This window comes from Nocardia sp. NBC_01327, from assembly GCF_035958815.1.
In the GTDB taxonomy this organism is placed as follows: domain Bacteria; phylum Actinomycetota; class Actinomycetes; order Mycobacteriales; family Mycobacteriaceae; genus Nocardia.
On record NZ_CP108383.1, the window covers coordinates 5263643 to 5287030 of the forward strand.

24 protein-coding genes are annotated in these 23388 nt (G+C 65.5%); 14 read left to right on the forward strand and 10 right to left on the reverse strand.

What is annotated here, in order from left to right; translation table 11 throughout:
• Positions 1-41: 41 nt before the first annotated feature.
• The 4 genes from OG326_RS24295 to narI are packed head-to-tail and all read left to right on the forward strand — an operon-like array spanning position 42 to position 6755.
• Positions 42-3728, forward strand: a complete 3687-nt coding sequence (locus OG326_RS24295; protein ID WP_327139422.1) for a nitrate reductase subunit alpha — start codon at positions 42-44, stop codon at positions 3726-3728.
• A complete protein-coding gene (narH, locus tag OG326_RS24300) occupies positions 3725-5389 on the forward strand; it encodes a nitrate reductase subunit beta (RefSeq protein WP_327139423.1) in 1665 nt (554 codons plus the stop codon). The genes OG326_RS24295 and narH overlap by 4 nt, the downstream gene beginning before the upstream one ends.
• Complete coding sequence (gene narJ / locus OG326_RS24305) at positions 5386-6024, forward strand: nitrate reductase molybdenum cofactor assembly chaperone (RefSeq protein WP_327139424.1); 639 nt, start codon at positions 5386-5388, stop codon at positions 6022-6024. Before narH ends, narJ begins: the two co-directional genes overlap by 4 nt.
• A complete protein-coding gene (gene narI / locus OG326_RS24310) occupies positions 6021-6755 on the forward strand; it encodes a respiratory nitrate reductase subunit gamma (RefSeq protein WP_327139425.1) in 735 nt (244 codons plus the stop codon). Before narJ ends, narI begins: the two co-directional genes overlap by 4 nt.
• Positions 6756-6766: 11 nt before the next feature.
• Here narI and OG326_RS24315 read toward each other — a convergent pair whose 3' ends face one another.
• Positions 6767-7141, reverse strand: a complete 375-nt coding sequence (locus tag OG326_RS24315; protein ID WP_327139426.1) for an avidin/streptavidin family protein — start codon at positions 7139-7141, stop codon at positions 6767-6769.
• A gap of 103 nt (positions 7142-7244) precedes the next feature.
• On the opposite strand from OG326_RS24315, the gene OG326_RS24320 reads away from it, so the two are divergent.
• Positions 7245-9290 (forward strand): M3 family metallopeptidase, encoded by a 2046-nt coding sequence (locus OG326_RS24320; protein ID WP_327139427.1) that lies wholly within the window; start codon positions 7245-7247, stop codon positions 9288-9290.
• Positions 9291-9306: 16 nt separating this feature from the next.
• Here the strand turns inward: OG326_RS24320 and OG326_RS24325 are convergent, their stop codons facing one another.
• Positions 9307-10155, reverse strand: coding sequence for a helix-turn-helix transcriptional regulator (locus tag OG326_RS24325; protein WP_327139428.1), 849 nt, complete (start codon positions 10153-10155; stop codon positions 9307-9309).
• A 201-nt stretch (positions 10156-10356) separates the two neighbouring features.
• Here OG326_RS24325 and OG326_RS24330 point away from each other — a divergent pair, with 201 nt between their 5' ends.
• Both OG326_RS24330 and OG326_RS24335 read left to right on the forward strand, forming a co-directional pair.
• The gene (locus tag OG326_RS24330; RefSeq protein WP_327139429.1) at positions 10357-11259 is read left to right on the forward strand and encodes an oxidoreductase; all 903 of its coding nucleotides are present in this window, start codon (positions 10357-10359) and stop codon (positions 11257-11259) included.
• An 89-nt stretch (positions 11260-11348) separates the two neighbouring features.
• Positions 11349-11684 carry a DoxX family protein gene (locus OG326_RS24335; protein ID WP_327139430.1) on the forward strand — a complete coding sequence of 112 codons (336 nt, stop codon included), beginning with the start codon at positions 11349-11351 and terminating at the stop codon, positions 11682-11684.
• 23 nt (positions 11685-11707) lie between these two features.
• On the opposite strand, the gene OG326_RS24340 is transcribed toward OG326_RS24335, so the two are convergent.
• Entirely contained in the window at positions 11708-12781 is a 1074-nt protein-coding gene (locus tag OG326_RS24340; RefSeq protein WP_327139431.1) for an aldo/keto reductase, read from the reverse strand.
• A gap of 71 nt (positions 12782-12852) precedes the next feature.
• On the opposite strand from OG326_RS24340, the gene OG326_RS24345 reads away from it, so the two are divergent.
• A complete protein-coding gene (locus OG326_RS24345) occupies positions 12853-13467 on the forward strand; it encodes a TetR/AcrR family transcriptional regulator (RefSeq protein ID WP_327139432.1) in 615 nt (204 codons plus the stop codon).
• A gap of 73 nt (positions 13468-13540) precedes the next feature.
• Here the strand turns inward: OG326_RS24345 and OG326_RS24350 are convergent, their stop codons facing one another.
• From OG326_RS24350 to OG326_RS24365, 4 genes are all read right to left on the reverse strand, one after another.
• Positions 13541-14353 carry an NAD(P)H-binding protein gene (locus tag OG326_RS24350; RefSeq protein WP_327139433.1) on the reverse strand — a complete coding sequence of 271 codons (813 nt, stop codon included), beginning with the start codon at positions 14351-14353 and terminating at the stop codon, positions 13541-13543.
• Positions 14354-14471: 118 nt separating this feature from the next.
• Positions 14472-14831, reverse strand: a complete 360-nt coding sequence (locus tag OG326_RS24355; RefSeq protein ID WP_327139434.1) for a VOC family protein — start codon at positions 14829-14831, stop codon at positions 14472-14474.
• A gap of 59 nt (positions 14832-14890) precedes the next feature.
• Positions 14891-15724 carry an alpha/beta fold hydrolase gene (locus tag OG326_RS24360; RefSeq protein ID WP_327139435.1) on the reverse strand — a complete coding sequence of 278 codons (834 nt, stop codon included), beginning with the start codon at positions 15722-15724 and terminating at the stop codon, positions 14891-14893.
• A complete protein-coding gene (locus OG326_RS24365) occupies positions 15721-16305 on the reverse strand; it encodes a TetR/AcrR family transcriptional regulator (protein WP_327139436.1) in 585 nt (194 codons plus the stop codon). The genes OG326_RS24360 and OG326_RS24365 overlap by 4 nt, the downstream gene beginning before the upstream one ends.
• 166 nt (positions 16306-16471) lie before the next feature.
• Here OG326_RS24365 and OG326_RS24370 point away from each other — a divergent pair, with 166 nt between their 5' ends.
• From OG326_RS24370 to OG326_RS24385, 4 genes are all read left to right on the forward strand, one after another.
• A complete protein-coding gene (locus tag OG326_RS24370) occupies positions 16472-16936 on the forward strand; it encodes a hypothetical protein (protein WP_327139437.1) in 465 nt (154 codons plus the stop codon).
• Positions 16933-17244, forward strand: a complete 312-nt coding sequence (locus tag OG326_RS24375; protein WP_327139438.1) for a transcriptional regulator — start codon at positions 16933-16935, stop codon at positions 17242-17244. Before OG326_RS24370 ends, OG326_RS24375 begins: the two co-directional genes overlap by 4 nt.
• 79 nt (positions 17245-17323) lie before the next feature.
• Positions 17324-18226, forward strand: coding sequence for an SGNH/GDSL hydrolase family protein (locus OG326_RS24380; protein WP_327139439.1), 903 nt, complete (start codon positions 17324-17326; stop codon positions 18224-18226).
• Positions 18227-18320: 94 nt separating this feature from the next.
• Positions 18321-19148, forward strand: coding sequence for an alpha/beta fold hydrolase (locus tag OG326_RS24385; protein ID WP_327139440.1), 828 nt, complete (start codon positions 18321-18323; stop codon positions 19146-19148).
• A 55-nt stretch (positions 19149-19203) separates the two neighbouring features.
• Here the strand turns inward: OG326_RS24385 and OG326_RS24390 are convergent, their stop codons facing one another.
• The 3 genes from OG326_RS24390 to OG326_RS24400 all read right to left on the reverse strand — a co-directional run bounded on the left by OG326_RS24390 (position 19204) and on the right by OG326_RS24400 (position 21916).
• Positions 19204-19524, reverse strand: a complete 321-nt coding sequence (locus OG326_RS24390) for a hypothetical protein (protein WP_327139441.1) — start codon at positions 19522-19524, stop codon at positions 19204-19206.
• Positions 19525-19627: 103 nt separating this feature from the next.
• The gene (locus OG326_RS24395; RefSeq protein WP_327139442.1) at positions 19628-20464 is read right to left on the reverse strand and encodes an SMP-30/gluconolactonase/LRE family protein; all 837 of its coding nucleotides are present in this window, start codon (positions 20462-20464) and stop codon (positions 19628-19630) included.
• Between the two features lie 342 nt (positions 20465-20806).
• Entirely contained in the window at positions 20807-21916 is a 1110-nt protein-coding gene (locus OG326_RS24400) for an alkene reductase (protein WP_327139443.1), read from the reverse strand.
• A gap of 59 nt (positions 21917-21975) precedes the next feature.
• Between OG326_RS24400 and OG326_RS24405 the strand changes: the two genes are divergently transcribed.
• Entirely contained in the window at positions 21976-22353 is a 378-nt protein-coding gene (locus OG326_RS24405) for a MerR family transcriptional regulator (RefSeq protein ID WP_327139444.1), read from the forward strand.
• Positions 22354-22505: 152 nt separating this feature from the next.
• The gene (locus OG326_RS24410) at positions 22506-23363 is read left to right on the forward strand and encodes an alpha/beta fold hydrolase (RefSeq protein WP_327139446.1); all 858 of its coding nucleotides are present in this window, start codon (positions 22506-22508) and stop codon (positions 23361-23363) included.
• Positions 23364-23388: the final 25 nt, after the last annotated feature.

The window sequence follows — 23388 nt, forward strand, 5'->3', positions numbered from 1 at the left end:
GCGACGGAAGCGCCGCCCGATCACGGTGAGAGGCAGGGCGGATGGTGCGTAAGGACGGCACTGTGCTGGACGGGGAGTTGACCGAGGCGCTGATCAAGGCGAGACGGTTTTTCACCCGGGCGGACGTGTCACCGGATCTGCGCAGCGAATACCTCACCGGCGGGCGTCAAGCGGATGATTTCTATCGTGATCGCTGGTCCCACGACAAAGTTGTGCGCTCTACGCACGGTGTGAACTGCACCGGCTCGTGCTCGTGGAAGGTGTTCGTCAAGGACGGCATCATCACGTGGGAGACCCAGGCCACCGACTATCCCAGCACCGGTCCCGACCGGCCCGAGTACGAACCTCGCGGCTGTCCGCGCGGTGCGGCCTTCTCCTGGTATACCTATTCGCCGACGCGGGTGCGCTATCCCTACATTCGCGGGGTGTTGCTGGAGATGTACCGGGAAGCCAAGCGGCGCACCGGAGATCCCGTGCTGGCGTGGGAATCGATTGTCTCGGACCCGGAATCCTCGCGCCGGTACAAGAGTCTGCGCGGGCGCGGCGGTCTGGTCCGCGCGAGCTGGGATGAGGCGGTGGAACTCATTGCCGCCGCGCATGTCCACACCATCAAGGCGTACGGACCCGATCGCATTGCCGGGTTCTCGCCGATTCCCGCCATGTCGATGGCATCCTTCGCGGCAGGGTCGCGGTTCATGTCGCTCATCGGCGGCGCGATGCTCTCGTTCTACGACTTCTATGCCGACCTGCCCGTCGCCTCACCGCAGGTATTCGGCGACCAGACCGATGTCCCGGAGTCCGGAGACTGGTGGGACGCAGGCTATCTCATTATGTGGGGCTCGAATGTTCCGGTGACCCGTACCCCGGATGCGCACTGGATGGCCGAGGCGCGCTATCGCGGCCAGAAGGTCATCTCCATCGCCCCGGACTACGCCGACAATGTGAAGTTCGCCGATGAATGGCTGGCCCCGCATCCGGGCACCGACGGCGCCCTGGGTTTCGCCATGGGCCATGTGATCCTGCGCGAGTTCTTCGTCGATCGGCAGGTGCCCTACTTCCAGCAGTACGTGCGCCGCTATACCGATCTGCCGTTCCTGGTGCGGCTGGAGCAGACCGAGAACGGTTTCCGCCCCGGCAAGTTCCTCACCGCCGCAGATCTTCCCGAGTTCGCGAGCGAGGCGAATGCGGAATTCAAGACGGTCCTGCTGGACGGTGACGGAAAACCGCTGGTGCCCAATGGTTCCCTAGGATTCCGCTACGGCGACGAGGGTCTCGGGAAATGGAATCTGCAACTGGAAGACGTGCAGCCGATGCTGTCCATGGACGGGCCGGACGCGGTGCAGGTGACACTGCCCAGGTTCGACACCGGCGCCGGTTCGGCCGCCGATCTGGTGCGCGGTGTGCCCACCCGGACCGTCGGCGGGCATCTGGTCACCACGGTGCTGGATCTGATGCTGGCGCAGTACGGGGTGCATCGCCCCGGAATGCCGGGGGAGTGGCCGACCGGATACGAGGATGCGACCCAGCCGGGCACACCCGCCTGGCAGGAGACCATCACCGGTGTTCCGGCCGAGGTGGCCGCGCGCATCGGCCGCGAATTCGCCGCCAATGCCGAGGAGTCGAACGGCCGGTCCATGATCATTCTCGGTGCGGGCACCAATCATTGGTTCCACTCCGACACCATCTACCGGACCTTCCTGGCGCTGACGACCCTCACCGGCTGCCAGGGCGTGAACGGCGGCGGCTGGGCGCACTACGTCGGCCAGGAGAAGTGCCGGCCGGTCACCGGCTGGGCGCAGGTCGCCAATGCGCTGGACTGGACGCGCCCGCCGCGGCAGATGATTCAGACGGCCTACTGGTATCTGCACACCGATCAGTTCCGGTACGACCCGTTCAGCGCGGATACGCTCACCAGCACCAATGGCGCCGGGCGATTCACCGGCCGCTCCACCGCCGATCTCATCGCGCAGACCGCGCGCATGGGCTGGATGCCATCCTTCCCGACCTTCGATCGCAATCCGCTGGACCTGGTGGACGAGGCCGAGGCGTCCGGGGTAGCGCCCGCGGATCATATTGTGTCGCAACTCAAATCGGGGCAGCTGCGGTTCGCCTGCGAGGATCCCGACGAGCCGCGCAACTTCCCGCGGCTGCTGACCATTTGGCGGTCGAACCTCTTGGGTTCCTCGGCCAAGGGCAATGAGTACTTCCTCAAACATCTCCTGGGCGCGGACTCCTCATTGCGCGCGGAGGAGGCGCCACCGGAGGCCCGGCCCAAGGACATCGTCTGGCACGAGGAAGCCCCCACCGGGAAGCTGGATCTGCTTCTGACACTGGACTTTCGGATGACGAGCACCACCATTTTCTCCGATGTCGTGCTGCCCGCCGCCACCTGGTACGAGAAGCACGATCTGTCCTCCACCGATATGCACCCGTTTGTGCATTCCTTCAGCCCGGCCATCGCGCCGCCGTGGCAGACCCGCACCGACTGGGACGCGTTCATGACCATCGGCGCGGAGTTCAGCAAGCTGGCGCGCGGGCATCTTGGCGTGCGCAAGGATCTGGTCGCGACTCCGCTACTGCACGACACCCCGGATGAGATGGCCAACCCGCACGGTGTGGTCCGGGACTGGAAAACCGGTGAGTGCGAACCGATTCCGGGCGTCACCATGCCGCGTCTGACGGTGGTCGAGCGTGACTACACGGCCGTGCACGCCAAGATGAGCGCCCTCGGGCCGCTGCTCGACAAGCTCGGCGCCACGACCAAGGGCATCACCTATGAGGTGGAGCGCGAGATCGAATATCTGGGCCGGAAGAACGGCACGGTGCGTGGCGGCCCGGCCGACGGGCGGCCCTCGCTGGTCCGCGATATCGATGCGTGCGAGGCGATTCTTGCGCTGTCGGGAACCACCAACGGGCACTTGGCAACCCAGGGCTTCCGCACTCTGGAGAAACGCACCGGCACCGCGCTGGCGGATCTGTCCGCCGAGCACGAGGGCAAGCAGATCACCTTCGCCGATACCCAGGTCGCGCCGGTTCCGGTCATCACCTCCCCGGAGTGGTCCGGTTCGGAATCCGGTGGCCGCCGCTACTCGCCGTTCACGGTCAATGTGGAGCGAAACAAGCCCTGGCACACTCTCACCGGCCGCCAGCACTTCTATCTCGATCACGACTGGATGGAGGAGGTCGGCGAGCAGTTGCCGGTCTACCGCCCGCCGCTCAATATGACCGCGCTGTTCGCCGAACCACAGCTCGGCGAGCACGGCGCGCAGGGCCTGACGCTGCGCTATCTGACGCCGCATTCGAAGTGGTCCATCCACTCCGAGTATCAGGACAACCTGTTCATGCTCAGCCTCTCCCGAGGCGGCCCCACCATCTGGATGTCGAATCTCGATGCCGCGAAACTCGGTATCGCGGACAACGAATGGATCGAGGCGGTGAACCGCAACGGTGTGGTCGTGGCTCGCGCGGTGGTCTCCTACCGCATGCCCGAGGGCACCGTCTACATGCATCACGCCCAGGACCGCCTCATCGACGTCCCTCTCGCGGAGGCCTCCGGCAAACGCGGCGGCATCCACAATTCGCTCACCCGCCTGCTCATCAAGCCCACCCACCTCATCGGCGGCTACGCCCAACTCTCCTTCGCCTTCAACTATCTCGGCCCGACCGGTAATCAGCGAGACGAGGTGACGGTCATCCGCCGTCGCAGCCAGGAGGTCGAATACCGATGAAACCCATGGCGCAGATGGCGATGGTGATGAACCTCGACAAGTGCATCGGCTGCCACACCTGTTCGGTCACCTGCAAGCAGACGTGGACCAATCGTGCAGGTGTCGAGTACGTCTGGTTCAACAATGTGGAAACCCGTCCGGGACAGGGGTATCCGCGGACCTATGAGGATCAGGCCCGCTGGCGCGGCGGGTGGTCGGTCGATCGCAAGGGCCGGTTGAAACTGCGCGGCGGCGGGCGGATGCGCAAGCTGTTCACCATCTTCGACAATCCGATCCTGCCGGAGCTGTCGGACTACTACGAGCCGTGGACCTACGACTACGAGACGCTCACCACCGCACCGGTGCAGAAGCACACGCCGGTGGCGCGCCCGAAATCGCTGATCACCGGGCAGGACACCAAGATCACCTGGTCGGCCAACTGGGACGACAATCTCGGTGGCGCACCGGAACTGACCCAGGGTGATCCGCTGCTCAAGCAGGTCGGCGACAAGGTGAAGTTCGAATTCGACCGCACCTTCATGTTCTATCTGCCGCGTATCTGCGAGCACTGCCTGAATCCGGCGTGCGCGGCCTCCTGCCCGTCCGGCGCGATCTACAAGCGCGCCGAGGACGGCATTGTGCTGGTGGATCAGGACAAGTGCCGGGGCTGGCGCATGTGCGTGTCCGGGTGCCCGTACAAGAAGGTGTTCTTCAATCACCGGACCGGTAAGGCCGAGAAATGTACGTTCTGTTTTCCGCGCCTGGAGGTCGGACTGCCGACGGTGTGCGCGGAAACCTGCGTGGGGCGGCTGCGGTATATCGGCCTGATGCTCTACGACGCCGATACCGTGTCGGAGGTCGCGGCGACCCCGAACGAGAAGGATCTGTACGCGGCGCAGCGGGATGCTTTCCTGGACCCGTTCGATCCCGATGTCATTGCGGCCTGCGAGCGGGCGGGCATCCCCCGCGATTGGGTGCAGGCAGCACAGAATTCGCCGGTGTACGCGCTCATCCGCAAATACCGCGTGGCACTGCCGCTGCATCCGGAATACCGCACGGTGCCGATGGTCTGGTACATCCCACCGCTCTCACCGGTGGTCGATTCCCTGCGCAATACCGGACACGATGCCGAGGATCACGGAAATCTGTTCGCCGCCATCGAGGCGCTGCGCATCCCGATCGAATATCTGGCGGAGCTGTTCAGCGCCGGCGATCCGGCACCGGTGGACGCGGTGCTGCGCCGGCTGGCCGCCATGCGCAGCTATATGCGCGACCTGAATCTGGGCCGCGAGGCGCGCCCGGAGATCGCCGCCAAGGTCGGCATGAGCGAAGAAGACCTCTACGACATGTACCGCCTGCTGGCGCTCGCCAAATACGAGGACCGCTACGTCATTCCGCCCGCGCACGCCGAACAGGCGCACGGTCTGGAGGAATTGGCCACCGACTGCAGCCTCGACTACGACGGCGGGCCCGGTATGACCGGTTCGGGCCCGTTCGGCGAGAGCTCCGGACCCCTGACTCCCGTTGCGGTGGAGAACTTCCGCATGCTGCAGGAACGCCAGACCGCCGATACCGGGGCGGCGATCGAAGGAGCCGGACGCGTCAATCTGCTCAATTGGGACGGCCGCGGAGCCCCGGACGGGCTCATGCCACAGACCAACGGCGGAAGGCACCGAAAATGAAGCTGACCGATTCTGCGCGTTCCGGAGCCTGGCAGGTGCAATCGATGCTGCTCGGATATCCCGATGAGCGGCTGCTGGATTCGCTGTCGCTGCTGTGCCGGACGGCCTCGGCGCTGCCGGAGGCAGTCGGTGCACCGTTGCAACCGCTGTTGAATCATCTCGAACGCAGCCAACCGCTCACGCTGGCAACCGAATACGTCGAGACGTTCGATCATCGCAAGCGGTTCAGCCCGTATCTGACGTGGTTTCTGTACGGGGACACTCGGAAGCGCGGGATGGCGCTGCTGAAGTTCAAGCAGCTCTATCGTGCGTCCGGGCTGGTGCTCGATGACGGCGAGCTGTCCGATCATCTGTGCGTGGTACTGGAATTCGCTGCCGCGTACCCGGAACCGGGGCAGCAACTGCTCGAGGATCACCGCGCGGGGATCGAGGTCATGCGACTTGCGCTGCGGGACGCGCAGTCCCCGTGGACCGGTGTTCTGGAATCATTGTCGGCGACCCTGCCCGCCCTGCGCGGCGACGAACACGATGCCATCGCACGGCTTGTCGCCGCCGGACCGCCCGGTGAGGACGTCGGCCTGGAACCGTTCGCGCCGCCGACCTACATGCCGCAGGTGATCGGAGCGCGCCGATGACGCTCAGCGCCAATGACGTGCTGCTGTGGGTGGCGGTTCCCTATGCCGCGCTGGCGATCTGCGTGGTCGGCCTGATCTGGCGGTATCGCTACGACAAGTTCGGCTGGACCACCCGCTCCTCGCAGATCTACGAGAACCGGCTGCTGCGGCTCGGCAGTCCGCTGTTCCACTACGGCATCATCTTCGTCTTCCTCGGACACGTCATCGGCCTGGTGATTCCGGAGTCGTGGACCGATGCCGTCGGGATCAGCGAAAGCATGTATCACGCGGCGTCATTCAGCCTCGGCGCGGTTGCGGGGGTGGCGACCGTGGTCGGGCTGCTCATCCTGATCTATCGGCGGCGGACCGTCGGCCCGGTGTTCTCGGCGACCACCCGCAACGACAAGATGATGTACGTCCTGCTGGGCCTGACGCTGGCGCTCGGTCTCGGTGCGACGCTGTACGGCAATCTGACCGGCCACGCCCACAATTACCGCGAGGACATCGCGCCCTGGTTCCGCTCCATCTTCTACTTCCAGCCGAAGCCGGAGCTCATGGTCTCCGCACCACTGGGTTTCCAGCTGCACGCGCTCTGCGCCTGCGCACTGTTCGCCTTCTGGCCCTTCAGCCGCCTGGTGCACGTGTTCTCCGCACCGATCGGCTACCTGACCCGCCCGTACATCGTCTACCGCAGCCGCGACGAATCCCTCGGCACCCAGAACCCGCCGCGCGGCTGGGAGCGGATGCAGTAGTACTCGCCGGATCAGCTTGTGCGAGTGAAGGTATCGCTATTGGTCAGGACCGCGTGCGCCCAGGGCAGAGCCATCAGCTTGGGCTCTGCCCCCGGGTAGGGCGGTTTGATCGCCTCGTCGGAGACCACATGCCAAGCCGCATGCAGCTTGTCCTCCCGCAGCAGCCCGGTGAACGAGCAGATGCTCGCGATATCACCGGCAGCCACGAACGAGAACTGCACGCACGGACCCCGGTGCAGGCCGATGATGGGCACCGCGGAGGCGGCGAAGGCGCTGTCGCCCAATGCCGTCTCGAAGGTGCCGCTCAGCCGGCCGTCCGCATCATCGGTGATCGTCAACCGCGATCCGTACTCATTGACCCACGAGCCATTCCAGTCCAAATCCATCACAGCTCCCGTATACCCGGATGAAGCGAGGCTAATTCGGGCGACATCACGCGGGCACCGGGTTCGGTGGGCCTCCTGTGCGGTTCCGGCATAGGGTTCGGTGGTGACGAGCAACCCGTTCTTCGAACCCAGCACCCTGCCGTACCAGCTGCCGCCGTTCGCGGAGATCCGCGCGGAGCACTATCTCCCCGCCTTCGAGGCGGGCATGGCCGAGAAGCTGGACGAGGTCAATGCCATCGCCGCTGCGGCGGATGCGCCGACCTTCGCGAATACGGTCGTGGCGCTGGAACGTTCCGGAGCCGTGCTGACCCGGGTTGCCAATGTGTTCTTCAATATCGCCTCCTCGGACTCCAGTAAGGAGACGGAGGCGATCGAGGCCGAGCTGTCGCCGAAGCTGGCCGCGCTCAGTGATGAGATGCTGCTGAACCCGCAGCTCTTCGCCCGCGTCCGGGCGCTCTACGAACAGCGCGACAGCCTGGGGCTGAGCGCCGAGGAGTCGCGGCTGCTCGAGCGGTATCACACCCGGTTCGTGCGGGCGGGCGCCGCGCTGAACGACACCGAGCAGGATCAGCTGCGGGCCTGGAATATGGAGTTGGCCTCGGCGACAACCGAGTTCGGGCACAATATTCTGGCCGCCACCAACGCCGCCACCCTGCTGCTGAACGCCGAGGAGCAGCTCGCCGGGCTCGCCCCCACCGCGGTCGCCGCCGCGGCCGAGAACGCCCGGTCGCTGGGACACGAGGGGGAGTGGGCGCTGAGCCTGCAGAACGTCTCCAACCAGCCGGTTCTCGCCGATCTGGCCGACCGCGATGTGCGGCACCGGATGATGATGGCCTCGCTCGGCCGTGGATTCGGTGTCAGTAGTCCGAATAGTGAACTCGCGGGCCGGATCGCGAGCCTGCGCGCCGCACGGGCGGCGCTGCTCGGCTACTCGGACCATGCCGCGTACATCGTGGCCGATCAGACGGCGAAGACGCCGGAGGCGGTCGAGGAGATGCTCACCCGCCTGATCGGGCCCGCCGTCGCCAATGCCGAGCGTGAGGCGGTCGAGTTGACGGCGGCCATGCGCGCTGCCGACCCCGAAGCGGGGGAACTGCACTCCTGGGATTGGCTGTACTGGTCGGAAAAGGTTCGGGCCGAACGGTTCTCGGTGGACGCCGATGCGCTGCGCCCGTACCTCGAGCTGGAGCGCGTCCTGCGGGACGGCGTCTTCTATGCCGCGCAGCAGGTGTACGGCATCACCTTCCAGGAGCGCGAAGACCTGGTCGGGTACCACCCCGAGGTCCGCGTCTTCGAGGTCTTCGACGCCGACGGGAGTGGTCTGGGCCTGTTCCTCGGCGATTTCTTCGCCCGCCCGTCCAAACGCGGTGGCGCCTGGATGAACTCGCTCGTCGACCAGTCCGGTCTGGAGGGCACCAAGGCGGTGGTGATCAACAATCTGAATATCGTGAAGCCGCCCGCCGGTGACCCGGCGCTACTGACCTGGGACAACGTCCGCACCCTCTTCCACGAATTCGGGCATGCGCTGCACGGGCTGTTCTCGGACGTGCAGTACCCGTTCTTCTCCGGCACGCAGGTGCCGCGTGATTTCGTGGAATTCCCGTCCCAGGTCAATGAGATGTGGGCGGCCCGGCCGGAAATCCTGGCCAATTACGCCCACCACGTCGAGACCGGCGAACCCATGCCCGCCGAACTGATCGAAAAGCGCGTCGCCGCCGAACAATTCGGTGAGGGCTTCCGCACCGTCGAATACCTCGGTGCGACCCTTCTGGACTGGGCCTGGCACCGCATTACCACCGACCAGACCTCCGATATCGACGCCGAACTCTTCGAAGAGGCCGCCCTGCACAAGGCCGGCCTCGCCCTCACCGCAATCCCGCCCCGGTATCGCACCGGCTACTTCGCCCATATCTTCGCGGGTGGCTACGGCGCGGGCTACTACTCCTACATCTGGAGCGAAGTACTCGACGCCGACACCGTCGAATGGTTCGAGGACGGCGCCGCCACCATCCGCGACAAGGGCGAACAATTCCGCCGCGGCCTGCTCGCCCGAGGCGGTTCCGTGGACCCCCTCACCGCCTTCGAATCCTTCCGAGGCCGCGCCCCGGAGATTCAGCCGCTCCTGGTCCGCCGCGGATTGACCGCCTAGCGGGAATCCCGAGGTATCACAGTCCGATCGTGAGGTTCTGGTTCCCGATCACCGAGAGCAGGTCGAGCTTCTCCTGGCTGCTGCTGCCGGGCGTGGCGATGAACAGCAGCAGGGCCTGATGCTGATCGGGATCGAGCAGGGTCTGGCAGTGCACTTCGATGAGCCCGACCTCCGGATGCAGAATGCGCTTCTGCTCGGTGAATCCGAGACCGATTTCGTGATCACTCCAGAGCGCGGAGAATTCGGTGCTCAGTTGCGCGAGGGTGCGCGCCAATTCCGCCGCGGGCGAATCCGGGCCCTGCTCGGTGACAACGCGCCTGAGCTGCGCGGTATAGATCCGCGCGACACCCGGCTGATCCTCTTCGGGGTAGATGTTTCGCGATGCGGGGTCGGTGAACCACCGATAGAAAACGCTGCGGGACGGGCCGGTGAATCGAGTTTCGTCGCCCAATAGCGCACGGGCGACGCGTGTTTGGCGCAGGGTCTCGCCGAGGCCGCTCATGATCTGGGCGGGTACATCATCGAATCGGTCGAGTACTCGCATGAGCGCCGGACTTATATGGTCGTCCCGAATCGCGCGCTGGGGAGCGTGATGTCCGATCAATTGGAACAAATGATCGCGTTCGGCGAGGGAGAGTCGCAACCCGCGCGCGAGGGCGGCGGTCATCTGCTCGGAGGGTCTGGGTCCGGTGCCGCGTTCCAGCCTGGCGTAGTAGTCGGCCGACATGGCGCACAATTGCGCGACCTCTTCGCGGCGCAGGCCGCTGGTACGACGCCGGGGGCCGCGTTCGAGCCCGACGTCCTCGGGCTGTAGCCCTTGACGGCGAGTGCGCAGGAAATCCGCGAGTTCCGGCCGATTCATCAATGCTCTCCCAGGACTTGTCTGTCCCCCTATGCCTACCGGTGTCGAACACTCTCATCCAGGACCTGATGATCCACCCTTGGCGAGTCGCACGCCCGCGGCGCACGTATCCGCAGATCATCTATCAGTGGATAGGTGCGTCCTTGTCGCCGCCGGTTCGCTTCGGTGGAGTAGATGCGAGACCCGAGACCGAAGGAGCCGAGCATGGCGAAATGGACCGCAAGCGATCTGCCGGACCTGACCGGGCGTACGGCCGTGGTCACCGGCGCGACGAGCGGGATCGGCCTGATCACCGCGCGCGAACTCGCACGTGCCGGAGCCCGTGTGGTGCTGGCGGTTCGCGACCCGGACAAGGGCGACCGGGCTGTTCGGGACATGCCCGGCAATACCGAGGTGCGGCAGCTCGATGTGGCCGACCTGACCTCGGTCCGGAGTTTCGCGCAGGCATGGACCGGCGATATCGACATTCTCGTCAACAATGCGGGAATCATGGAGGTTCCCCTCGCCTACACGGCCGACGGCTTCGAATCGCAGGCTGCCACAAACTATTTCGGCCCGTTCGCATTGACGAATCTGCTGTTGCCGCACGTTACCGATCGGGTGATCACGGTCTCCTCGCAATTGCATCGCCGGGGGCGGGTCCGCCTCGGCGATCTGAACTGGAGACAGCGGCGGTACAACCCCCCGGCCGCGTACTGCGATTCCAAGTTCGACGTGACCGTATTCGCGCTGGAACTCGATCGCCGCCTCGCGGCCTCGGGTAGCCGGGTGCGTTCGCTGCTGGCGCATCCGGGCATCGCCAGTACGAACCTCACCGCCCATGTCGGTGGCGGGCGGGCGGTTCTGTACAAGGCGCTGGGGTCGATTTTGAACGATGCCGAGCATGGAGCGTTGCCCACCCTGTTCGCGGCCGTCAGTGATATTCCGGGCGGCTCGTATGTGGGACCCGACGGGTTCGGTGGCATCAAAGGGTTTCCCGCGATCGGCAAGACCTCACGTGCGGCTCAGGACGAGGACGTCGCACATGCTTTGTGGGACACCACTGTTCAGCTCACCGGCACCGATGCGCAGCTCCCGGCAGCCCCCGGAACTCTGCACGACCGGTAGCGCCGTCGCTGCCTCTATAGGGTGACCCCTGACAACTTGAAACCAGAGGGATGTGCTGAATGAACGTGGCGTATTGGATCGTTGCCGCTGTGCTGGCCGTGTTCTACGTGTATTCCGGTGGGACAAAAGTGGTGCAGTCCAAGGAAAAGCTGCGGCCGATGATGGGCTGGATCGACACCGTGCCGATGAGCTTCGTGCGCGCGATCGGCGGGCTCGAGGTGCTCGGAGCGGTCGGGCTGATCCTGCCGCCGCTGACGGGTATCGCGCCGGTGCTCGCACTTCTCGCGGCTGTCGGGCTGGCATTGGTGCAGGTCGGTGGGCTGGCGCTGCATATCAGCCGACGCGAGTTCAGGGTGATCGGGCTGAATATCTTCCTGCTCGTCCTGGCGTGTGTTGCCGCGTGGCTCGCGACCACCTGGCTGTAGCGCGCATTGTTCACGGCAACCGCTCAAGCCTGTGCGCTGTACCCGGCCGGCTTGTTCCGGACATCGGCATTGAGGCCGCCCTGCAGCAGAGTCAGGAAGCTGTAGGGCACGGCCGCCGGGGGAGCGCTGACCTCGTCCAACCGGTGGCGAAGTTCCTCGGGGAGGGTGAAGTCGAGGGAGGTCACCGTGGACCGAATCTGATGAAGCTTGCTGGCGCCCAGGAGAACTGAGCCCACGGCAGGCCGGTTGGCCACCCAGTTCACGGCCACTTCCGCGGGGCTGCGGCCGATCTCCTGCGCCACGGCGGCCAGTTCGGTCACGATGCGCCAGTTGCGCTCACTGCGGTTGTCCTGCGAAGGCCGGTGGAGGGCAGCGACTTTGACGCGTCCTTCGGGCAGGTCCTCGGTGCCCGAGGCGTCGGCGGAGTACTTGCCCGACAGCAAGCCCTTTGCCAGCGGGCCCCATGTCATCAGACCCATGCCCAATTCCTGTGCCAGGGAGGGGAATTCGTATTCGAGTCCGCGTTCGGCCAGCGAGTACTCCAGTTGTAGCGCGATCAGCGGTGCGTAGTCGCGCCATTCGGCCAGCGTCTGGGCCCGTGCGGCGTACCAGGCGGGGACGTCCGAGAACGCGAGGTAGCGCACCTTGCCCGAGGACACCAGATCGTCCATCCCGCGCATCACCTCTTCCACCGGGGTCAGGCCGTCCCATGCGTGCATGATGTAGAGATCGATGTAGTCGGTGCCGAGCCGGCGCAGTGAATCCTCCAGGCAGCGCAGCATGGCTTTGCGGCCGTTGCCCGCCAGATTGGGGTCACCGGGCCGTGCTCCGAGGGTGAATTTCGTGGACAGCACCGTGCGATCGCGAATCCCGCGCTCGGCGAGCAGTTTTCCGACCAGTTCCTCACTGGCGCCACCGCTGTAGACGTTCGCGGTATCGACAAAATTGCCGCCCGCCTCGAGGTAGGCGTCGAAGATCTGCCCCGACGTCTCGGCATCCGCACCCCAGTCCGGCTGCCCGAAAGTCATGGTGCCCAGGGCGAGTGGGCTGACCCGCAGTCCCGAACGTCCCAGCGTGTAGTAGGTGTCGAGCGCCATGATGCCTCCGTGCCGATCAATTTCTCATTACGATACTGAACGTGCAGTATCGTAATAGTAGGCTGGTCATCATGACAACCCCCGGTGAACCCGCCACCCCCGGCAGGCCACGCAGCGAACGCGCCCGCCAAGCAGTCCTCACCGCGGCGCGCGAGCTACTCACCGATAAGGGTCTGCCCGGCTTGAGCGTCGACGACATCGCGCGCAGCGCCGGCGTCAGCAAGAACACCATCTACCGCTGGTGGCCCAACAAGGCAGCGGTCCTCATGGACGCCTTCGCCGAAGCCACCAGCTCCAAACTGGAATTCCCCGCCGACGGCGACGCCCTCACCAACCTCCGAACCCAAGTCCGTCAGGTCGCCCACCTGATGAACACCCCCCGCGCCCGCCGCCCCTTCGTCGCCCTCGTCGCCGCCAGCCAACACGACCCCGAACTGGCCACAGCCCTCCGTGAACGCTTCATCGCCACCCGCCGAGCAGGCGCTCACGGCCTGATCTCGAAAGCCATCGATACGGGCGAGTTCCGCCGAACCCTGGACCCCGACATCATCATCGACCTGATCTACGGCGCGCTCTACTACCGCCTCCTGATCACCGGCGCCCCCCTCGACGCCGACTACGCAGACCACCTGCTCGACAACATCGAACCAGCCCTCCGCCCGGACCCGGCACTCCAGAATCCCTGAGCGTATTAACTTGGCGGGCAAGACAATCGAGCAGGAGGCAAGTCATGCCGCGCGATCGGCGGGCAACTGTGGTCTAGCGGAAGGCTTCGGCGTGGGCAGTGGCCCACTGGGTGAAGGTGCGGGGGGTGCGGCCGGTGATTTGTTCGACGGTGGGGCGGACTATGGATTCGTCGATGGCGCCGTTGACGTAGAAGTCGAAGAACGCGTCGATGTATTCGACGGGGGTGTTGCGGAGCATATCGGTGCGGGATTCGTCGGGGGTGAGGCCCACACACTGCAGGTCGCGGCCCAGGACTTCGGCGAGGATGGCGATCTGGTCGGCGGGGCGGAGGGGTTCCGGGCCTGTGGGCCAGAGGATTTCGCTGTTGTAGGTGTCGTCGAGGAGGGCGTGGGAAGCCACGGCTGCCAGGTCGTAGGAGTCCAGGGAGGCGGTGCGGACTTCGGGGAAATTGGCGCGCACCACATCGCCGGCGCGGAGTTGGGGGAGCCAGCGCAGTGCATTGGCGTCGAAGGCGCAGGGGCGCAGGATGGTCCAGGAGGCGCCGGATTCGGTGACCTCTTTTTCGGACGCCATCATGTACCGCGTGACGGCATTGCCGGTATCGCCGGTGGCCGCCGAGACTCCCGAGAGTTGCACGATGTGTTCGACGCCTGCCTTCACGGCGGCCTCGGCCACACCCGGATAGCCGGGGAGCAGGAACAGTGCTCGGACACCCTCGAATGCGGACCCCAGAGTGTCCGGTGCTGTCAGGTCGGCGGCAACAGCCTCGACACCGGCGGGTAAGGCGGCCCGCTGCGGGTCACGCACCAGTGCCCGTACCGGTTCCGCGCCGCCCGCCAGGGACTGCACCAGATCCGCGCCGACATTGCCGGTTGCACCCGTCACCACGATCATGCTCACAACCCCTCGTTCAGTGGTTCCCGGATGGGCTACCCGATCTCAGGAATACACGAAAAATCAACGGGTGGAGCATATTAGACGCAACCCCTACGGCGCCCGCGGATCACTCCAGATCGTAGGCGACCGGGTGCAGCGGCTGGTACAGGCCGACCTCACCCGCACCGGGCACCAGGAAGCTGGTGATCCGCCCCCAGCGCTCCTGGGTGATCTCCGAGGTGAACTCGACGTCCTCGGCCCGCAGCTCCGCCACGGTGGCCTCGAGGTCGTCGCACATGAAATAGACCGCGGCCATACCGCTCTCCGGCGGCGCGGCCGGATGCACGGCGAGTTCGGCGGGCGGCGATTTGAAGATGAGCCAGTCGCCGCCCGCATCCACATTCGGCAGCTTCAGCACATCCCGGAAGAATGCTCGCGCGCGATCGGCGTCGGAGGCGTAGATGATGGTGTGCGCACCATTGATCATGGATCGACGCTAGCAGCGCGCGGTCGCCCGCTCCGGCAGATCCGAGGGTGCGGCGAGCGTCAGCTCCGCACCGGGGCGAGCAGCGTTTCCAGCAGCAACTGGGCGAAGGCCTCGGGTTCATCGGTGAAACCGCTGTGTCCGCCCGGGAATTCGGTGACCTCGACACCGAGCCGGGTGGCGAGTTCGGCCGCCGGGCGGGCCGGGAGGTGAGCACCGGTCTCGCGGCCCGAGCCCAGCACCAGTCGATCGACAACGCCGGCGAGCGCTTCGGCATCCGGAACATACGAAGTGAACTGGCGCAGTTCGTGTTCCATCATGATCGGGGAATTGGCCTGCAGACGAGCCATCATGGCGGCAGCCCTAGGCGGCAGATCCGCCGGTGCCGGCATCGGCTTCAGCGTTCCGCCGATCCCTTCCAGGAATCGCATACCCGCGGCGACCAGGCCCTCGGTGCGGAAGAGGGTGTACACCTCGTCGACGAACGCACGCTGTACCTCGGCATCGGGAAGGATTGCGAAGCAGGGCGGTTCGTGCGCAACGAGCCGCCGGATCCGCTCCGGATGACGAGCCAGCAGATCCAGGCCGACAATCGCCCCGCTGCTGCCGCCGAAGACGTACGCGGGCTCATCGGTGAGGTGCGTGATCAGCCGGTAGGCGTCATCGCTCTGCACCTCCACCCGCTGGTCCTGCGGTTCCGCGCTGTCGAGGGTGCTGCGGGAGTAGCCACGCGGATCCAGGCAGGCCACGGTGAAGTGCTCGGCGAGCAGATCCGCGATCGGATCGACCACCGCGGCATCCCCGCCGCCACCCGGAATCAGCAGCAGCAGTGGACCATTGCCGCGCACCTCGTAGTAGAGGCTCGCGCCGGGCACGCGCAGAGTATCGGATCTCATCGGTTCTCCTCGGAGGTCGGCCACTGCAGCAGGAGCAGATGCAGGGCATCCAGAATGTGCGCCCACGAGCGATCGATCTCGCGGGAGTGTGCGAAGCCGCCGCTCGTCTCGAGCGTGGCGAAGCCGTGAAATGTGCTGCGCAGCAACCGCCCTGCGTCGACGAGGTCGTCATCGCCGAGGTGGTAGGCGCGCAGCATGGCGGTCGTGAGTTCGACGCTGCGCAGCAGACCGGGGGCGTCGGCGATCGCGGCGGGATCGACCCGGCTCTGGGTGGCGGCATAGCGGCCCGGATACCGAACCGCGAAGTCGCGGTACGCATCCGCGAATGCCACGAGCGCATCCTTGCCCGCCCGCCCCGCGACGGCCGCCGCGATCCTGTCGGTCATCTCGACGGCGCCCAGCAGCGCGATACGCGTCCGCAGATCCTGCAGATTGCGCACATGCGAGTAGAGGCTCGGATCCTTCACACCGAACTTCCTGGCGACCGCGGACAGCGTCACATTGTCGAACCCGACCTCGTCGGCGAGGTCGGCGGCGGCGCGGGTAATGCGATCGGCGGACAGGCCCGCTCGGGGTGCCATCGCGGCTCTCCATTCTTCCTATGATGGATAGGCAGAAACCTAATATACATAGGTTACTGGAATCGGCAAATGGTCTCGAGCGCGTCTACCTGCGCAGCAGCCCTTGACTTTCCTGATGGGAAAGTGGCATTCTTACTTTCCTAGTAGGAAAGTAAGGGGAGTCATCATGGACAACACCGCACCCGATCAAGCCCGCGCCGCGCTCGATGCGGCCGCTGCCGCGCAACGCCGGGTAGCCGACGAGGTCGGCCTGCCGCGCGGTTACTGGTGGGCGATGGCCGCGGGGTGGCTCGTGCTCGGAGTGATCGGCGGCGTCGGGCCGACCTGGCTCATCTCCGTCGCCACCCTGGCCTTCGGCATGGGGCATTCGGCCCTCGCGTCCCGGCTGCTCGACGGCCGGCGGCGCACCGATCAACTCCAGGTCAGCGCATCCGTCGCGGGTCGCCGCACCCCGCTGGTGGTGATCGGCATGCTGCTCGGGCTGGTTGCGCTCACCGTCGGTGTGGCATTCGCGCTCGATGCCGACGGCGCCAGGCATGCCGGAATCTGGGCGGGCGTATTCGTCGCGGCCATCATCGGATTCGGCGGTCCGGAGATGCTGCGCGTCCTGCGCCGCTGGGCACGGGCATGACCACTGCACGGTTCGACGAGCTGATTCATCCGAGCACCCGGCTCACCCTCGTCGCCACTCTCGCGGCCGCGGACTGGGCCGAGTTCGCCTTTCTGAAAGACCGTCTGGGGCTGTCGGATTCGGCGCTGTCCAAACAGCTCGCGACACTCGAAGAGGCCGGATACGTCCTCACCGAACGGCGGCTCGACGCCGGCCGCCGCAAGGTGCGCGCTCAATTGACAAGCGCCGGGCGCGACGCGTTCAACGGCCATATCGCGGCACTGCAGGAAATTGTCGCCGGTGTCGCGCCACCGGTGGTGGGAGAGTGAGGCGGCGGAATCTAAGGTGAGGGCGCGCGTTCATCGATGCCCGGCACGAGAGATCGTCCGCCGAGTGAGGAGTTAGGTCATGCCCACAGCCGAGAGTGCGAGCCGCCGAAGTCTCCGACGGCTCGCCGCGGTGGCGGCGGCGTGCACCACGGCGGGCATCGCAACCGGTACGGCACATGGCAATTCACCGCTGATCGAGGCGGGTACGACGTATGTCGCGCTGGGCAGCTCCTATGCCGCGGGTCCGGCGCTCGAACCGATCATCGACCTCGATTGCCTCCGCTCCGGGGCCGACTACGCGCATCTGGTCGCGGACCGCTTCCACCTGAACCTGATCGACGCCACCTGCAGCGGCGCCACCAGCGCCGATATCCTGACCAACCATCAGCACGGTGTCACCGGCCGTAGCCTCGCACCGCAGATCGATGCCGTCACCTCCGACGCGCGTCTGGTCACGATCACCATAGGCGGAAACGACCTCGGATATGTCGGTGCGCTGACCACACTGAGTTGCCGAAATACCCTCGGCCCCAATGCCTGTGGCGGCAAGGCCACCCAGGCCACCGCCGCGGACCTGGAGCGGGTGGAAAGGTCGCTGGCCGAGGTCGTCGATACCGTCCGAGCGAAAGCCCCGGATGCGACCGTCATGCTGGTCGACTACCTACCCGTTCTCGACGTCCATGCCGAGACCTGCGCCGCCGTGCCCCTCACCCCGGACCAGGCAACAGCCTTGCGCGCCACCTACACCGGCCTGCTCGCCGCGACCCAGCGCGCCGCCGATGCGGCAGGCGCGACTGTGGTGCGCGCCGCCGCGGACGAATCCCAGCACACCGCCTGCGGACCGCAGCCCTGGGTCACCGGTTTCGAACTCCCGAATCCGATGGCTGGCAAAGGCGCTCCGTACCACCCCAATTCCTCCGGCATGGCCGCCGTCGCGGATTCGATCACCGCAATTCTCGGCCACGAGACGACTGAGCAGTAGGCAGCCGACTCACGGAGTTGGCAGGTTCCGATGAATCCGGGCCGGGCGTACCGTCTCAAGTGGTGTAAGCGTCGCCTGCCCATTGGGAGTAACCATGACCTCGACCACCCCCGTGACCACCGGCTTCCTGACCGTGCCCGACGGCCGCCTCTATTACGAAGTACGCGGCAGCGGGCCGTTGCTGGCGCTGGTCGGTGCGCCGATGGATTCGGGGCCGTTCGTTCCCGCCGCGGAACTGCTCGCGTCCGACTACACGGTGCTCACCCCGGACCCGCGCGGGCACGGCAAGAGCACACTGAACGATCCGAATCAGGATTCCACCCCCGAACTGCGAGCTGATGATCTGGCGCAGCTGATCACCGATCTCGATGCGGGACCGGCGATTGTGATCGGGTCCAGCGGCGGCGCTATCACCGGTCTCGCGCTGGCTCTGCATCATCCCGACGTGGTGTCCACGCTCATCGCGCACGAGCCGCCGCTGCGTGAACTCCTCGACGATCGGGACGCCTTGCGCGCCGAGGCCGAGGAGATCATCGACACCTACAGCTCGGTCGATGCCGAAGCCGGGGTGCGAAAGTTCTTCGCCATGACCGGATTGGCCATGCCGGAGCCCGTCATGCAGCAGATGTTCGCCAACCCGCGCGATCCCGAGGCCGTCGCCTCCGAAGCGTTCTTCTACAAGCACGAATTCCGCGGCACCGCCGGCTGGGAGCCCGACCTGGACGGTCTGCGCGCGACTCCCACCCTCGTCATCGTCGGCATCGGCGACACGTCCACCGACAAGTTCTGCGATCACACCTCCCGCAAGCTCGCGGCGGCGCTGGGCATCGAACCGGAGCTGTTCCCCGGCGGCCACGGCGGCTTCGCGGAGGATCCGGAAGCTTTCGTCAAGCGGGTGCGAGAAGTACTGCGGGACAACTGAAGACCCGTGCGGCCGGGGTGAACCCCGGCCGCATCCCCTGTCGTACGGCATGCGGTCAGTTCGGCGGGATGACCCAGCGGGTGTAGGTGTTCTCCGGATTGACGGTGATCACATCGGCCAGGTCGACGATTCGATCGGGAACATCGCCGTCGAAGTGCTCGAGGCCGACGGTGATGACCGCATCGGCCTCGAGCTGTGAGACCGCATCGCGCAGCTGCTCGATCGGCTCGTCCGTCTCCGGCCCGAACACCAGCATCTTGCACAGGTCATAGCCCAAACGTTTTGCGAGGTGCTGTATTTGGGCGATATCCCACTGCTGGTGCGCGGCAGACACATCATGGCGCAGATATCCGATCGCCCCCGGTTGCTGTCGCATCTGCCCCTCCTTCCGCGGATCCGGCTCGGTTCTCTACTTCAACGCTATGGCACTGCCCGCCATCCTGCGAGGAAAACTCCTGGGAGTGCGGGGCAATTGCGCGTCAGGGTTTTCCTGCTCCCGGCGCGGGAGCGGGGAACGCGACAACCTGCCCCGTGGGTTCCGAGGCCTCGGGACCACCCCAATTCTGGCCCACCACATACAGATACGGGTTCTCGCCCCGGCTGAGCGCACAGGCGAACGCACCCCGGTCGAGCTCGACGGTGGCCAGTATCGCCCCGCCTTCGGCGACCCGGACACAATGCCGATTGCCCACATCGGCGTACCAAACGGCATTCTCGGCATCGATACAGATCCCGTCCGGATGATCACCCGGAGTCGCCGCCCAGACCCGGCGATTGCCGAGACCGCCGTCGGGCTCGATATCGTAGGCGGTCAACTGTTCCGCATAGGATTCCGCGACGATCAGCGTGCGCCCGTCGGGCGTGATCGCCATCCCGTTCGGGAAGGCGAGGTTGTCGGCGACCTGCCGAACGGCGCCGTCCGCGGTGACCACGACAACAAACCCCGGCGCGAATTCCGCTGCGGGGAAATCGAATCCGATGCTGTTGACGTACACATAACCCCGGTCATCGACCACAATGTCGTTCCACGGCTGCTCCGACACCGTGGAGAGGTCGGCATGCCGGACGAGCGATCCGTCGGCGGCGCGGCGCAGCAGCTGTCGCTGCGCCGAGTCCACGATCAGCAATTGCCCGTCCGGCAGAAAGTCGATGCACATCGGAAACGACGGAATCTTCACGATCACCTCGTGCCCGCCGTCCGGGCCGAGCGCGATCACCTCGTTGGCTCCCCAGTCGGAGAACCAGAGTTGTCCCTCGTGCCAGCGCGGAGACTCGCCGAACACGATTCCCTGCATAAGAATCTCGGGCTCATTCACGTCGCGACGTCCTTTCTCGGTCGGTAGTAATGGTGACGGTCCCGGCCTCGAAAACTCATCGTTCGACACGCGCACAGTTCGGTGCGTATTCCGATGCCACCGCGGACTGACAGGCCATTGCGACGGCGCGGGCTTCCTGGCCCAGTACGGAATCAAGAATCTGCCCGTGACGCCGGTCCAGCTGCTGCAGTCCATGCCGCTTCTGGTCCCGGTGCTCGAAAGGCGGGGACGGAACAGAATACGAAACACGCGCTTTGATTTGCGCTGACCCCCAAACGAACTCGGGCTGGCGCAATTCGTCACACCCTGCACAAACCAACCGCTCGGGTAAAGCTGATTCGGTCATGCCACGTCTGTGAGTCCCTCGCTGAGGGCTGGGTAGTCGGTGTAGCCCTCGGCGTCGCCGGCGTACATCAGGTAGGCATCGCGCACCGGGTTCAGTGGGGCTTTACTGCGCAGGCGGTCGATCAAATCCGGATTGGCCAGGAAAGACCGTCCCAGTGAGACGAGATCCGCGCCTGCGGCGAGCAGTGCTTCGGCTGCCCGCTTCCCGCCGTCCTCGGGCAGGGGCACTCCCCATCCCAGGTAGGGGTTGGCGATGAGCACACCCGGCCATAGTGCGCGGATCTGCTGGAACAGTGGACTGGTGGAGTCGGCGAAGACGAGGTGGAGGTAGGCGAGATTCTGTGCTGCCAGCGCCGCCACCAGGACCGGGTAGAGAATATCGGTGTCGTTCTCGGCAATACCGTTGGTGGTGTTGCCCGGTGACAGCCGCACGCCGACCCGCTCGGGTCCGATGGCAGTGGCCACAGCATTCACGACCGCGAGGGTGAACCGGATGCGGTTGTCGATATTACCGCCGTACTCGTCGGTGCGGTGGTTGGTGTTGGAGGCCAGGAACTGGTGCAGCAGGTAGCCGTTGGCGCTGTGGATTTCCACGCCCTCGAAGCCCGCATCGATGGCATTGCGCGCAGCCGTCACGAAATCCCCGATGGTGGAATCGATCTCGGCCGGGTCGAGTTCCTTCGGAGTTACCGCGTCTTGGTGCCCGGAGGGGGTGTGGACGCCCTCGGGCAGTGGAATCGGAGACGGCGCTACAGGTATCAACCCGCTGTTGTCGGGGTGGCCGACCCGTCCGCCGTGCTGGAGTTGCACGAACATGTGCCCGCCCGCCGCGCGCACCGAGTCGGTGACCGTCCGCCAGCCCGCGATGTGTGCATCGTTGTACAGGGCGGGGATGTTGGGGTAGGTCTGTCCGACCCTGCTGGGAGTGGTGGCCTCGGCAATGATCAGGCCCGCAGCAGCGCGCTGGGTGTAGTACTCGGCCATGAGCCCTGACGGGGTACCGTCGTCCTCGGCGCGATTACGGGTCATCGGGGCCATCACCAGCCGGTGTGAAAGCTGCAGGTCACCGAGCCGGAAGGCGGTGAAGATGTTCTCGTTTTCGATCATGCCGATACGATAAAACCTGACATTGATGTGAGAGGCAAGTGCGGGACCGAGGTTGATGTATGCGAATCGGTGAACTGGCCCGACGTACTGGAGTGAGCGAACGATCGCTGCGGTACTACGGGGAACAGGGGCTGCTGCCCGCGGACCGAACCCCTGGCGGACAGCGGGACTATCCGGAGCGCGCTGTCGACCGGGTCATCCACATTCAGGAGTTGTTCGCGGCAGGCCTCAACAGTAGGAAGATCTTCGAGATCCTCCCCTGCATGCGCGACAGCGACGGCGGCGCGAATGAGCGCGCTACGCCCGAGCTGGTCGACGAATTGCGCGCCGAACGCAATCGCATCGACCAGACCATCAGCGACCTGCTTCGTTCCCGGGAAGTGCTCGACGACGTCATCGGCCGGGCTAACGAGCGATTCGCATCTCCGGTGAAGTAGCCGGACCGAACACTCGATGTTTCGCGAAACCCACTCGGCCGCAGCAGGTCTCCGCACGCCATATCCGTTGCTTTCCCGGCGATTGCTACCTGGACCCCAGCACGACAGCTCAACGCAAGTGTGACGACAGGGCTCCTCCGCACACTCTGTTCATGAGCAAAGCGACAGTCACGAGAACCCCGGCGATCACCTCGGTGCAAGCCCCGGACGGCACCCGAATCGGGTACCGGCAAATCGGTACAGGTCCGGGACTCGTCCTCGTGCACGGTGCGATGATGGCCTCGAAGAACTTCGAAACCCTCGCTGATCTCCTCGCCGCGGACTTCACGGTCTACGTTCCCGATCGCCGGGGTCGCGGGATGAGCGGGCCCTTCGGTCCGAACTATGGCATCCGGACCGAAATCGATGATCTGGCAGCTCTATTGGAGGAGACCGGGGCGCACTACGTTTTCGGTCTCAGCGCGGGTGCGACGGTTGCGCTGCACGCCGCACGCGCCCTGCCGCAGATCACCAAGTTGGCCCTTTACGACGCACCGCTTGCTGATGCCGAGGGGAAGTCACCGCTCGGCTGGCTGGACCGTTTCGAGCATGAAATGAACTATGGCAAGACGGCTACGGCATTTGTCACCGTGCTCAAGGGGACCGGGGATATCGGCGGCGTCGCGAAACTCCCCAGAGTTATGTTGACACCCGTCATCGCACTGATGTTGCGACTGAACAAGGGTACCGAAGACGACCCGTCTATGCGTGATCTGCTTCCCACGGTGCGCTACGACGTCGGCATGGTCGAAAGTGTGGTCGCTGACAAGGATTTCAGCGGGTTGCGCTGTGACACCCTCCTGCTCGGTGGCGAGACGAGCATCGGCTATCTCCAGGACGCCTCGCAGACCCTCGAGAAGCTGCTGCCGGATGTTCGCCGTGTCACGCTCCCCGGTGTCGGGCATATGGCGGCACTCAATGATGAGAAGCCGGAACTGGTCGCCGCCGAGCTCCGCAGCTTCTTCCGGTGAGAGCACTTCCGGTGACAGCAAAGGC